The sequence below is a fragment of the Roseburia sp. TF10-5 genome, from assembly GCF_003462365.1.
Lineage (GTDB): Bacteria > Bacillota > Clostridia > Lachnospirales > Lachnospiraceae > Roseburia > Roseburia faecis.
The window spans coordinates 56831-70301 of record NZ_QTYW01000009.1; the positions used below are offsets into that span (position 1 = coordinate 56831).

Genomic DNA, 13471 nt, shown 5'->3' on the forward strand with positions numbered 1-13471 from the left:
ACGAGGAAAATTATAATGAAGAAAACATTAAAACCGGAAACCACAAAACCACAATATGTTGTGACAACAGACATTACTTATGCGCAGGTTGATTCCTGGTTCGGTCATTGCCGGAGAGATCTCAAATTGGATCTCATCTATCCGGAGGATGGGGAAGGAAAGACATATCCATGTATTGTATGGATTTGCGGTGGCGCATGGCAGCGCATGGACAAAGCAGCGCATCTGGCATATCTGGGCACACTGGCGCAGGAAGGGTTTGTTGTTGCCAGCGTAGAGTACCGGACATCCAACGAGGGAACGCATCCGATGCAGCTGTGTGATATCAAGGCAGCAATCCGATATCTTCGTGCATATGCAAAAAGATATCGGATTAACAGTGAAAAATTTGGTGTGATGGGAGAATCTGCAGGAGGATATCTGACATGTATGGCAGCACTGGATCGGGATAAAAAACTGGATACAGGTGAGTATCTGGAGTATTCCAGTCAGATACAGGCGGCCTGTCCGTGGTATCCGCCGACAGATGCGTCCCATTTTCCATATGATGATGTGGAAAAGGCAGCCATGTCTTCAGAGTCGTTGCTGATGGGATTTAATGTTATGACACATCCGCAGGAAGCTTATGAGAATTCCCCGGTTTCCAAAGTGACACCGGATGCGCCGCCATTCCTGCTGATTCATGGAACCAAAGACAGTACCGTGCCTTTTTCGCAGAGTGAGGAATTGTATGATGCGTTAGAAGCAGCCGGCTGTGATGTGACATTGCTTGCGCTTGATGGTGCAGAGCATGCGGACCTGATGTTTTTCCAGGATGAAGTATGGCAGCAGATCATTGCATTTTTTAAACGGACATTATGACACAGCAGTTGAAGGACATATACAGAAAAATTTTCTGATTATGTCCTTCTTTTTTATATAGCTGGGACATGACAAATGACTTTTTCCCCTATATGTCCTTATGTTTGTTCGAAGCAGAACCTTATTAACAATTCTAAGTATGAAATACAATTCCAGTTGCGAAAATACAATAGGTATTGTATAGTAAAAATGTTGAATGGCAAATCCATAGCATATCGCTAAAATTTTCCATAACGAATCAAATTGAATACATTGCATAACCGCTTTTCTTTTCGTATAATGTAAGGAGGACAGTGATTGAATTACAAAAGAACAAAAAGCTGGTTAAAGTTTGTACGCAGGTTCCGGTTTCACAACAGGAAGTATAAGGACCGCTTATTTCAGAGAGTGTTTCAGGATAAGGAGGATCTGCTCGAACTGTATAACGCGATCAACGGAACAGATCATCAGAATCCGGAGGAACTTGAGATTACGACGTTGGAAGATGTGATATTTATGTCCATGAAAAATGATAAATCGTTTATGATTTCATCGACCATGAACTTGTACGAGCATCAGTCAACTGTAAACCCGAATATGCCGGTCCGTGGGCTGCTTTATTTTGCGCAGTTGTATGATGAATACATCAAACTGCATGATCTGAATATGTATGGTCATAAACTGGTAAAGCTGCCGATGCCGCAGTATATTGTATTTTACAATGGTACAGAGAAAATTCCGGATGATTATACGCTTCTGTTGTCGGATGCTTTTGAGAGTGATCCGTCTGCAAAAGATATGGAACCGGCGTTAGAATGCAAGGCTCGGATACTTAATGTAAACAGTGGACACAATGCCGAACTGATGAATAAGTGCAGACGGCTGATGCATTATTCTTTGTTTATTGCAAGGATACGGCAGAACATTGACAGGGGAATGCCGATTGAGCAGGCAATTGATGAATCCATATCGTATTGTATCCGGCATGACATTTTAAAGGATGTTTTGCTCAAGAATCGAAGCGAGGTGCGTCATATGCTGTTAACAGAATTTGATGAAAAGAAATTTGCAAAGTCCATATGGAAAGAGGGACATGAATCAGGTTATACCGAAGGCCGCGAATCAATTCTGGAAATTCTGGATGCGATCAACAGGGGAAATGATACCGTAGAAAAACTCACTGCATTGGGCTACGATGCAAAAACGGCACAAGAAGTATTGGAGAAGAAATAAATCGAAACAACAATGGTTATGCAGTAAGTGAGGAAAATTTCAAAACGGGGATATTCCATTCAAAAATGGCATTAGTTAGATCGACCTAACCAATGCCATTTTTTATTTTAATAGCATAAAGCATTAAAATCATCATTAAGTGATGGATTATGTAAAATTTAAATTATATCTTCCGGGTTTACATTTTACCTGCACAATGTAATTTTTATTGTATTTCAAACAATGTAAATTTATGGATTCTCCAAGTTTAATAGTTGTATCCTTTAAAACAATTGTTTGGTTCTCATCTAGAATGCGTATGGTTATATCATAGGGATTGTTTATGTCATTTATTACTTCTTTTTTATAAAAAACAGATGAAAAAATCAAATAATCACCGTCATTTATGCGTACTTGAAACCATTCATCCGAACCATGGTTGTTATCTATGAATGCTATATCCATAGGGGAGAAAAAGTCGTGAAGTACTCCTACTTCCTGAATGGCAAACATAGCAGTCATTACAAGAAACGCGGTAGAAATAATTGCAGCAATCATTTTGATCCGGACTTTTTTTCTGATTTTAGAAAATGGAGTCTTACTGTCTCCGACTTCACTAAGTGGGGGACATTCGATCGGATCTTTCATGGCTGCCAGTTCGTTTTGACATTTGCTGCAATGATTTATATGGTCTTCAATAAGTTTTCGGCTGTCGTCAGAACAGACGTCATCAACATATAATGGCATTAAATCTCTTACGATATCACATGTTATTTTCATCTTCGATTACCTTTCTGATCTTTGTTTTTGCGCGGAAATAGTTAACGCGCGCCCAATTTTCACTTTTGTCAAAAATTTCTCCGATTTCTTTAAAACTCATTTCCTCGTATGCTCGCAGCCAGAACACTTGTCCATAAGGGTGCTTTACCTGTCTTAAAGCGGATAGTAATTCTTTGGTTTCTTCTTTTATGAGATACGTGTCCTCAAGATTCCCCTGATTGTTTACTGCTTCAAAAGATTCTAAATGTTCAATTCCGACTGTGGTTTTATGTTTCTCTTTTTTCAGATAATCAAAATATAAGTGTTTTGCAATCTGACATAACCAGACCGAAATTTTACAGTTTCCGTTATAACGGTGCGCTGATTTGTATGCCTGATAAAAGGTCTCCTGTGTCAGGTCTTCTGCCAGATCAAAATTGCCGCATAAGGAAATTAAAAAATGTTTTACGGTATTTGCATACTCCATGTACATCGTTTCAAGTGGAGTATTCTTTTGCATTTTCCTGTTTCACCTCCTCGTATTGCGCAATCTATATATAAATAGAATTTTTGTTTGTTTTGTTACACTTTCATTATAAATTATTTTTTGAAAATGTGCCAGAAACAGATATTGACACATGAAAGCAAATTGATTATAATTGTGTCAAAAACAAAAGTGGCACGGGAGGCATATGACAATTACATCATTGAAAAGTGCATTGCAGCGAATTGCGCAACTGGAACGGGAAAACGAACAGCTTCGGGCGGAACTCGAAGTATATAAAAATCGTAATACCGGCGGGAGGAAAAAGCATGACGAAGCATGGATGACTTCTTACCGGGATTTTGCTGTAAAATACGAGGGCGGGATGACAATTATGGAAATTGTTGCACAGGGGGAAATCAGCCGCAGGACAGCGTACCGGTATAAAGCTTATTACGATGAGCTGCAGAAAAATAAAGAAAACATGCATGAGTGAGGGGACAAAACGCAATATTTCTGTTGTAAAAGATGCAGATGGAAACAAAATTGTCGTGATAAATGATATTATATTTAAGGGAAAGAAAATAGCCTGGGATGATGTCGAAAAATATCTCAGAAAATATGTTGGTGAGGTTTATAGTATTGCAGAAGATAAAGAAATTGTTTTTATAGGAACAGAATTGCCAGGGGAATATGCAGGATCTGTTTACACGAAAAAATTAAGAGGGATGAATGCAAAGGCAAAAGCAAATGCAGTACAGATTTTACCGGAAATGATAGAGATAGCTTCTAATGGTGTATTTGAACATAACCGCAAAGCAAAACATGCGCGCGATGCGAAGATGGGCTGGTATCGGTATGATACGAGATTTGCATTGCCAGTATATAATGATCATGGGGAAGTGGACAGATATAATATCTTTACAGGTCGATTATTGATACGGCACGCTTCCAGTGGAAAGAAGTACCTGTATGATGTTCTGGAAATAAAAAAAGAAACGAGCAAGTCCTGTCAGGCATAAACCCTACCCGGTGAAAACCCATTTCTTAATATAAAAAGAATAACCCCATTTTATTTTACAGTCAAGTAATTTTTAAAATTTACTGTATACAGATGGTTTCTGTTCACTTAGCACCTAAACAGGATAGATCATCTGGACAACAGCAAAGAAAACACAACAAGGAGAACCAATTGAATTTACTCGAAACACTAAAACATTATTTTGGATACGACAGCCTGCGGCCGGGGCAGCAGGAACTGATGGACGGAATCCTGCAGGGAAAGGATGTCCTTGGAATCATGCCGACAGGCGCGGGGAAATCCCTGTGTTATCAGGTTCCGGCGCTGATGCTTGAGGGAATTACGCTTGTGATTTCCCCACTGATTTCGCTCATGTCAGATCAGGTCAAGGAATTGAATCAGGCAGGTGTGCATGCAGCCTACATCAACAGTTCTCTGACAGAAAACCAGATACGCGTGGCACTTGCCTATGCAGCGCAGGGAAAATACAAAATTATCTATGTGGCACCGGAGCGGCTCAATACCGCGCGTTTTCTCGACTTTGCATATTATGCCGAAATTTCCATGGTGACAGTGGATGAGGCACACTGTATTTCCCAGTGGGGACAGGATTTCCGGCCGAGCTATCTTGAAATTGCGGATTTTTTAGCAAAACTGCCAGACCGTCCAATTGTCAGTGCATTTACCGCGACCGCCACAGAGCGCGTCAAGCAGGATATCACCGCAAGTTTGCATTTGCAGAATCCGGTGACCGTCGTGACAGGATTTGACCGTCCGAATCTGTTCTTCCGTGTGGTCAACCGCAAGGGCGGAAAAGAGACGGACAACAGTATCTTAAATTATGTGAAAAGGCATGAGGATGAGAGTGGAATCATCTATTGTGCCACGAAAAAAAATGTGGACAGTGTGTATGCCCTTTTGTTGCAATATGGCATTGCGGCTGGGCGCTATCATGCAGGTCTGTCTTTAGAGGAACGGAAAAAGAATCAGGATGATTTTACTTATGACAGAATCCGTGTGATGGTTGCAACCAATGCATTTGGCATGGGAATCGACAAATCCAATGTGCGCTATGTGCTTCATTACAATATGCCGCAGAGTCTGGAATATTATTATCAGGAAGCTGGACGCGCCGGGCGTGACGGGGAAGAAGCGGAGTGCGTGTTATTTTTCTCAAAACAGGATATCATGATAAACAAACGCCTGTTGCAGTACAAATCCACATCCGGGCAGGTATCCGATGATCCCGTGGTGCGGGCAAATGAGCAGAGGAAACTCAATGAGATGATCCGTTACTGCGAGACCGATGAGTGTCTGCGCCAGTTTATTCTGTCCTATTTCGGGGACAACAGTCCGTGTACCTGTGAAAAATGCAGCAACTGTGTGGTCGTGGAAGATGAGGCGGAGGAAACTTATATTCCGACCGGAAGAGAAAAGAAAAAGGCATTGCAGCTTGCTGATCTGACACCGGAAGGGCAGGAACTGTTTGAGCAGCTTCGCAAATGCCGGACGGAACTTGCCGTGGAAAAAGGTGTGCCACCGTATATTATCTGTTCCGATAAGACATTAAAAGATATGTGTGCCAAATGTCCTGTGGATTCCACCGCGATGGCAGCCGTGTACGGAATGGGTGCACAGAAAATCGAAAGTTACGGTGCGCGTTTTACACAGGTTATCACAGCATTTCTGAACGAGCATGGTGGAGAAACTGCTACAGCGGAGGCATTTTCCGGCATGACAGTAGATACCACGACAGCAGCTCCGGCAAGAAAAAAGAAGCTGCCGTTTTATATCGCTCCGGAAAAACTTGATGAGGTGGAACTGACCGACACCTGTATGCTTTCAGAACTGACAAACCGGATCAATGCGCTCTGCGAAGAGAAGGATCGAAAGAAACTGACCGCTTCATTTATCAATCAGCTGCTTGTGGAAAAAGGATATCTTGAGGAAACCATGCAGGGAGAAGAAAAGATAAAGCGTGTGACGGAAAAGGGAAGAGCCGTAGGAATCCGGGAAGAGGAGAGACAGGCAAAATACGGAAGAAATTATTATGCGCTGGTTCACACGCGGGAGAGCCAGCAGATGATTTTGGAGGAACTGGGGAAATATTTGTTACAGTTTACGCCAGCAGTATAATTGTCCCCTGCTTTGTGTTATACTAAAACAAAACGATAAAGGACAGGATTATTCTATGAAAAAAACAGGAATCATGACAGACAGCCACAGTGGCATCTTAGAAAACGAAGCATCTAAGCTGGGGATTGCCGTACTGCCAATGCCTTTTTATATTGATGAAAAATTATATCGTGAAGGAGTGGATATTTCCAGAGAGGAATTTTATGAAATGCTTCGTAAAGGTGCGGATGTGGCAACATCCCAGCCGTCACCGGAGAGTGTGATGCATATGTGGTCAGCCATGCTGCAGGAATATGAAGAACTTGTCTATATTCCGATCAGCAGCGGTCTGAGCGGTTCCTGCATGACGGCACAGGCAATGGCACAGGAGGAGCCGTATGCCGGAAGAGTATTTGTTGTAGATAATGGACGCGTGTCTACGCCGATGCACCGTTCGGTTCTCGATGCCGTGGAGCTTGCAGAGAAAGGATACCGTGCACAGAAAATTAAAGACATTCTCGAAAAAAACAGACAGCATATGGTCATTTATGTGGGACTCAGCACGCTGACATATCTGAAAAAGGGTGGACGGATCAGTTCAGTTGCTGCGGTGGCAGCAGATGTGCTGAAGATTAAGCCGGTTATGAAATTTGGTGTGGGAAAGTTAGATGTCTATCAGAAGTGCCGTGGAATGAAAAATGCGAGAAAAGCAATGATAGACGCAATGAAAAAAGAATTTAAGACGAATTTTAAGGAGGCTTATGAAGCAGGAAAACTATATCTTATGGCTGCATCAAGTTCTACCGCAGAAGTAACGGAAGAGTGGATACGGCAGATCAAAGAAAGCTTTCCGAGTATGGATGTCATGTGCGATAATCTGTCGCTGGGGCTGTCCTGTCATATTGGACCGGACGGGCTGGGAATTGCCTGCTGTAACAAAGCAGAATAGTATTTTAGAAATTTATCCGTGCAGTACCACAGTAAAAACAACGCCCCGATCCCGTGGAAAACCTTCAGGCAGCGGAGAGCAGTCACGGGGATCGTGTACCAGAATCTTTCCGTGATGTGCACGAACGATTTCCTGTGCTGTGCATAAGCCCAGACCAAAGTGATCGTGGTCAGTATGTGCATGGTCCGTGCGATAAAAGCGTTCAAAAATATGCGCTTTTTCTTCCTCCGGAATGGAAGGCCCGTCGTCTGCCACGGCAAAGATGGTGTGGTGTGCGGACTGAGACAAAAGCAGCAGGATTTTTCCCCCCTGTGGGGTATAAGACAGTGCATTGTCCATAAGAATGGACAGAACCTGTGTGATGCGCTCCGTATCCAGCGCGCAGTCACGGTAAGCCGCATCCACAAGGGAAAACTGCAGGGAAATCCCCTTGGAAGCAGCCAGGTTTTCATATTTTTCATAGACACAAAGCAGCAGATCATCAGGGGCGGCATCGTTGATCTGTAAGGAAATTCCGCGGGCATCAGCGTTTGCAAGCAGCAGCATATCCGCAATCAGATGCTGCATGCGGAGTCCTTCCTGCCGGATCAGAGAGAGAAAATGATGCCGTTCCGTGGAAGATTCCGATTTTTCTACCGTTTCCAGCCCGGACAGCATTACTGTTAGGGGGGAACGGAGTTCATGAGAGGCAGCGGCAACAAATTGCTGCTGTTTTTTTTGTGAAATTTCCAGTGGCTGTACCATGCGTCCGGTAAAGAACCAGGAGAACAGAATCAGCAAAAGAAAGGTTATCAGATCGGCTGCAAATACTCCTATGGTCATATGCGCAATCTGGCCTGTCTGATGGGAAGTGTCGTAGAGAATCACAAAACGGATCTGTCCGTTTCCGCGCAGCAAATATCCGACAGAGGCATAGTAAGTTTCTCTTGCAGAAGAACGATAGGTCAGTTCTTTATGCGCAATCGTTTGTCCGTCTTTACCGGTAAAGATATCTGTACCGCATTTTTTCAGCACAGCGTTGCGCAGATCCTCCCAGTGGCTGTCCTGCAGACGGTCATAGTAGAGCGACTCCTGATTATCGTACAGGTAAATGGTGAAATGATGCTGTTCCTGCATTTGCTTTAACCACTGATGGGAGATATAATCCTGGCTCTGCAGACTGGCAATCACAGAAACCAGTTCTTTCTGAAAGGCGGTATATCCCGTCTGAACAATTGCCTTTCGCGCAAAAAGCAGACACACCACGCTGAGTGCCAGAAGAATTGCCCCTGTGATAACCGTGCAGAAAAAAGTCAGTTGCCGGTGTAATTTTTGAAACATCTTTTCCTCCCATGTGTTATTTGATACAGTAACCAATTCCCCGCACCGTCTCTATGGTTGCGTGGCTTCCCACCTGTTGTAAGCGTTTGCGCACAAAATGGATGTAGGTATCGAGATTGCTTTCTTCTACCGGGGCATCCGCACCCCATACGCGGGAAAGAAGCACCAGGCGTTGCAGGATCATCGAGGGGTTCTGCAAAAAAATCTCCAGAAGACGTCCTTCCCGCCCGGAAAGCTGTATCCCTCCTTTAGGCCCGGTCAGTTCCCGCAGCCGGCTGTCGTATGTAATATCTGCATAAGAAAACCGGTTGTTGTCATCGTATACATGATTGCGTCTGCCGATGGAGCGGATGCGCGCAGAAAGTTCTTCATACGCAAACGGTTTTACAAGGTAATCGTCAGCTCCGCAGTCAAGTCCTTCCACACGGTCATACAGCTCTCCAAGGGCTGTGATCATAATGACAGGAGTGGAAATGCCTTTGCTTCGGGCTTTTTGCAGAACAAGAAGTCCGTTCATGGTGGGCAGCATGCGATCCAGAAGAATCAGGTCATAGGCATCCTGCAAAACCAGATCCAGCCCGTCGCGTCCATCCATGCAGACCTCTACTGTGTGGTGTTCTTTTTCCAATTGAAAGCACAGCATTTCACATAAATTTTTATCATCTTCTATCAGCAGAATTTTCATTTGATTTCCTCGTTGTTATTCTTGAATTGTCCTTAGTATAGCAGATTTATCTTAAAGAAATCTTTAAATGTACCGGAAAATTAAAGATTCCCTTAAAGAAAATTTAAAGAAAGCTCTGCTACACTTAAAGGCAGAAAGGAGATTGTAGAGAAATGAAGATGAAAAGGAAAATTTCCATGCTACTGATGGTATGTGTCATAGTGGCAGGGCTGCTGGCTGGCTGCGGTTCCCGTGGCACCGGTAATCAGAAAAATACAGAGGATGCCGCGTCTACACAGGGCGGCAAAGGACGGTTTGTGGAAAGCGAAGTAACGCTGCCGGACAATCTGCAGGTTATCAACGCAGTTGGAAAAAGTAAAGAAGGGGAGCTTACACTGATTGGCTATGATAACGACAACGGGAAACTGTTTCTTGCGCATTCGAAAGATCAGGGAAAGACATGGTCGCAGAAAGAACTTGAAAAAACAGATTGCTATGTGGCTGCCGTAAATGGAGAGGATGGATCGGCAGCAGTGTTTGGGTATAATAAAAAATCCGGAATGAAACGGGTGTCAGCAGACGGAAAAGTAACAAAAGTAAATTTGCAGCTTCCCGAATATCAGGCCACTGGAAAAGAAAGTGATGATATGGAGAATTTTGTTACTTCCGCAGTGTATGCCGACAATAAACTGTTTGTGACTGACTTAAACTGGGTGGTCTATGAGGTGAATCCACAGACCGGAGAGATGAGCAAAGCATTTTCCGATAGTTCCGAAAAGGTTAACCGTCTGATTGCAGCAGGAACAGAGTTTGCACTTATGACGGACAAAGGCATCCAGTTTGCGGATGCTAAGAGTGGGGCACTTGCGGAGCGTATGCAAAACGATGACGTGCTGCAGCAGGCAGTGGGTAAAATCAGCAAGTCACATAACACGGACAGCAATAATATTGCCATGACAATGGGGGATTCCGGAGATGAACTGTATTATATAAACAACGATGGACTTTTTTACCATAAAATTGGGGGAAGCACCACGGAACAGCTGATGAACGGAGAACTTACAAGTTTAGGAGACAGGAATGTGACATTTCAGGCACTGTATAAATTCGATGATAAAAACTATATGGTTTTTGTCAATGACGCACAGGGCGCGCGGCATTGTTATCGTTACACATATGATGCGGACGTTTCTGCGGTGCCTCAAAATCAGATTACCGTATATGCGCTGGAGGATTCCAATGCATTGCAGCAGCTGATCACAGCATATCAGAAAGACCATCCAGATGTGATGGTTAAAAAGACCATCGGTATGTCGGGAGAGGACGGTGTCACTGCGGAGGATGCCATCCGGACATTAAATACGGAGGTGCTTGCAGGGAAAGGTCCGGACGTGTTGGTACTTGACGGGCTTCCGGCAGACAGTTACGTACAAAAGGGGGTACTTGCCGACCTTGGCAGTTATGTAAAAGCAGCAAATGAAAAAGAAGGGCTTTTTACCAATATTACAGATGCTTATACAAAGAAAGGAAAAATCAATCAGGTTCCGGTGCGTTTTTACTGTACCGTTGTGGAGGGAGCGCAGGATCTGACCGATGCCGGGGTGAATTTAAAGCAGCTGGAGAACTATGCCGGTTCTTTGAATTCTGAAAAAGAAAAAGTATTCGGAAACTGGGGACCACAGACCACACTTGGGATGCTTTACGATGCAGACAGTGCCTCATGGAAAACAAAAACGAGTGTGGATCAGGAGAAGATCAGACAGTTTTTGAAAACTGCAAAAGCGTTGTATGATGCCGATAGTTATGCGGAAAAAGACCGGATTACCGATGAAATTGCAAACGGTTTCGCAGAGGGTAGTCTGCTGGGGATGGGCACAGGTGCAGCAATGTCCCGACTGATGGGAGGGGGACAGATTGCGATCGGATCACTGACAAGTGTAAATGATGTGCAGCAGCTTTATGGAATAGAAAGCAGTTACAAAGGCACGTTTACCCTGTTTGATGCCGGAGAGCATAAATCGTTTGTTCCGTTTTTAAGCCTTGGGCTGGCACAGAAAAGTGCAGATAATAAAAATGCACGGGCATTTATTGAGACAGCCCTTTTGGCAAAAGGACAAAACCAGATGACGGAAGGCTTTTCCATCAACCGCACGGCACTGGATACAGAGTGCAAAAACAGTCGGGAAAGCCAGATGGGAAGCAGTTCATCGGACGGTAGTTATGAGATCAGTTATGAAGTAAAGAAAATATCTGGAAAACAGCAGGAAGATCTGACAAAAATGTTGGAAAGCCTTGATACACCGACGTGGAACGACCGCGTGGTGCGGGATCTGGTGCTGAGTGAAGGACAAAAGTATCTGCAGGGGAAGCAGTCACTGGAAGATACGCTTTCCGCCATTATGAAGAAAGTGCAGTTGTATGAGGCGGAGTAAGTGGATGGGACTTTCGTTTTTACTTCCCGGGTTCTGTGGAGTGGCGGTTTTTTCTCTCCTGCCGTTTATGGATGTGATCCGCAGCTCCTTTGTGCAGGTGGTCAGTGGCAGATTCTGCGGACTCGAAAACTACCGCATTGTGTTACATAACCGTGCATTTTTGCTTGCCGTGAAAAATACGCTGCGATTTCTTCTGGTATGTCTGCCACTATTGCTGGGGATTTCCTTAGTGCTTGCCTTTCTGTTGCATGCATGGCAGATGGTATTTCATCAAAAGCTGCGTCTGCTCAAAGCTGCATATCTGGTGCCTATGGCAATTCCGGCGGCATCGCTTGTGCTGCTCTGGAAACTGATGTTTGACAAACATGGTTTTGTCAACGGTATCCTGCATTTGTGCGGAATCCATGCGGTTGACTGGATGAACACTGGTGCAGCGTTTTTTGTGCTGGTGTTCAGCTATATCTGGAAAAATCTGGGTTATACAATGGTTCTCTGGCTTGCAGGACTTTCCTCGATATCCCCGGATCTGTATGAGGCGGCAGAGATGGATGGTGCAGGAAGAATGACGCAGTTTTTTAAGATTACGCTGCCCCTGATCCGACCGCTGATTTTTACCATTGTGGTTCTTTCGTTTCTGAACTCTTTTAAGGTGTTCCGGGAGGCCTATCTTGTGGCAGGAAATTATCCGCAGGAAGATATGTATCTCCTGCAGCACCTGTTCAATAACTGGTTTACGGATCTGTCTGTGGATAAAATGGCGGCGGGAAGCGTACTTCTTGCACTGGTCATTACAGTATTTGTCCTGCTGCTCCAGAAATTGTGGGAGACAAATGAATGAAAAAAGCGATAGCCATTACGATTCTTGTTTTATTTGGAGCCCTTACCGCGGCACCGCTTGTCTTTCTTGTTTGCGGAAGTCTGATGGGAAGCGGGGAACTGGCGGAATATCTTGCACCGGTTCTGGAGAGTACAAAGGGATATGCGCGCTGGAGACTGTTTCCATTGTATCCGACGCTGCGAAATCTGGTGGAGCTTTGTTTCGATTCTCCAGAATTTTTTCAGATGTTTTGGAATACGATGAAGATTACGGTAGGAATACTTGCCGGACAGCTGGTATTTGGCCTGCCATCGGCATGGGGGCTGGCACGTTATCCGATTCCCGGGAAACGTTTTTTATACTTCTTATATATTCTGCTTATGATGTTACCGTTTCAGGTGACAATGCTCTCGCAATATCTGGTGCTCAATCGGTTGCATCTGATGGATACGACATGGGCAGTCATTGTGCCGGGGGTGTTTTCTACCTTTTCGGTATTTCTTATGTACCGCTTTTTCTGCGGAATACCGGAAGAACTGCTGGAAGCAGCAAGGATCGACGGTGCCGGGGAATGGAAGATTTTCTGGGCAATAGGGGTGCCACTTGGTTCCTCCGGAATTTTCTCGGCACTGGTGCTGCAGTTTCTGGAGTGTTTCAGTATGATTGAGCAGCCGCTGGTGTTTCTGCAGACTAAAAAACTGTGGCCGCTTTCGCTGTATCTGCCGGAGATCAAAGAGGGACAGATGGGGTTTGCACTGTGTTGTTCCCTGGTGGCACTGCTTCCAGCACTTTGCGTATTTGGCATGGGGCAGCAGTACCTGGAACTAGGCATTACAGCAGCGGCAGTAAAAGAATAGA

At 44.4% G+C, this 13471-nt stretch carries 13 protein-coding genes; 9 read left to right on the plus strand and 4 right to left on the minus strand.

The genetic code is table 11. The annotated features are described in order from the left end of the window. Positions 1-15 precede the first annotated feature (15 nt). Both DXD06_RS10180 and DXD06_RS10185 read left to right on the plus strand, forming a co-directional pair. A complete protein-coding gene (locus tag DXD06_RS10180; protein WP_117831549.1) occupies positions 16-861 on the plus strand; it encodes an alpha/beta hydrolase in 846 nt (281 codons plus the stop codon). A 297-nt stretch (positions 862-1158) separates the two neighbouring features. Next, positions 1159-2073: a hypothetical protein gene (locus DXD06_RS10185; RefSeq protein ID WP_117831550.1), complete on the plus strand. Its 915-nt coding sequence runs from the start codon at positions 1159-1161 to the stop codon at positions 2071-2073. Between the two features lie 147 nt (positions 2074-2220). Here DXD06_RS10185 and DXD06_RS10190 read toward each other — a convergent pair whose 3' ends face one another. Together DXD06_RS10190 and DXD06_RS10195 are read right to left on the minus strand one after the other, a co-directional pair. After that, entirely contained in the window at positions 2221-2799 is a 579-nt protein-coding gene (locus DXD06_RS10190) for a zf-HC2 domain-containing protein (RefSeq protein WP_158569517.1), read from the minus strand. Between the two features lie 16 nt (positions 2800-2815). Next, positions 2816-3331, minus strand: coding sequence for an RNA polymerase sigma factor (locus DXD06_RS10195; protein WP_117831552.1), 516 nt, complete (start codon positions 3329-3331; stop codon positions 2816-2818). Positions 3332-3503: 172 nt separating this feature from the next. Here DXD06_RS10195 and DXD06_RS10200 point away from each other — a divergent pair, with 172 nt between their 5' ends. The 4 genes from DXD06_RS10200 to DXD06_RS10215 all read left to right on the plus strand — a co-directional run bounded on the left by DXD06_RS10200 (position 3504) and on the right by DXD06_RS10215 (position 7380). After that, positions 3504-3791: a resolvase gene (locus DXD06_RS10200; protein ID WP_117831553.1), complete on the plus strand. Its 288-nt coding sequence runs from the start codon at positions 3504-3506 to the stop codon at positions 3789-3791. Continuing rightward, complete coding sequence (locus DXD06_RS10205) at positions 3784-4317, plus strand: hypothetical protein (protein ID WP_022045560.1); 534 nt, start codon at positions 3784-3786, stop codon at positions 4315-4317. The genes DXD06_RS10200 and DXD06_RS10205 overlap by 8 nt, the downstream gene beginning before the upstream one ends. 170 nt (positions 4318-4487) lie before the next feature. Further along, positions 4488-6452, plus strand: a complete 1965-nt coding sequence (locus DXD06_RS10210) for a RecQ family ATP-dependent DNA helicase (protein WP_199535210.1) — start codon at positions 4488-4490, stop codon at positions 6450-6452. 55 nt (positions 6453-6507) lie between these two features. Beyond that, positions 6508-7380 (plus strand): DegV family protein, encoded by an 873-nt coding sequence (locus tag DXD06_RS10215; protein ID WP_117831555.1) that lies wholly within the window; start codon positions 6508-6510, stop codon positions 7378-7380. A gap of 12 nt (positions 7381-7392) precedes the next feature. Here DXD06_RS10215 and DXD06_RS10220 read toward each other — a convergent pair whose 3' ends face one another. Both DXD06_RS10220 and DXD06_RS10225 read right to left on the minus strand, forming a co-directional pair. Continuing rightward, positions 7393-8700 carry a sensor histidine kinase gene (locus DXD06_RS10220; protein ID WP_117831556.1) on the minus strand — a complete coding sequence of 436 codons (1308 nt, stop codon included), beginning with the start codon at positions 8698-8700 and terminating at the stop codon, positions 7393-7395. 16 nt (positions 8701-8716) lie between these two features. Beyond that, positions 8717-9385 (minus strand): response regulator transcription factor, encoded by a 669-nt coding sequence (locus DXD06_RS10225; RefSeq protein WP_117831557.1) that lies wholly within the window; start codon positions 9383-9385, stop codon positions 8717-8719. Between the two features lie 152 nt (positions 9386-9537). Here DXD06_RS10225 and DXD06_RS10230 point away from each other — a divergent pair, with 152 nt between their 5' ends. From DXD06_RS10230 to DXD06_RS10240, 3 genes are read left to right on the plus strand one after another with little or no spacing between them, the layout of a single operon-like run. Beyond that, a complete protein-coding gene (locus DXD06_RS10230) occupies positions 9538-11796 on the plus strand; it encodes a hypothetical protein (RefSeq protein ID WP_117831558.1) in 2259 nt (752 codons plus the stop codon). After that, entirely contained in the window at positions 11783-12634 is an 852-nt protein-coding gene (locus DXD06_RS10235; protein WP_117831559.1) for a carbohydrate ABC transporter permease, read from the plus strand. Before DXD06_RS10230 ends, DXD06_RS10235 begins: the two co-directional genes overlap by 14 nt. Continuing rightward, on the plus strand, positions 12631-13470 hold the full coding sequence (locus DXD06_RS10240) for a carbohydrate ABC transporter permease (protein ID WP_117831560.1): 840 nt from the start codon (positions 12631-12633) through the stop codon (positions 13468-13470). The genes DXD06_RS10235 and DXD06_RS10240 overlap by 4 nt, the downstream gene beginning before the upstream one ends. Position 13471: the final 1 nt, after the last annotated feature.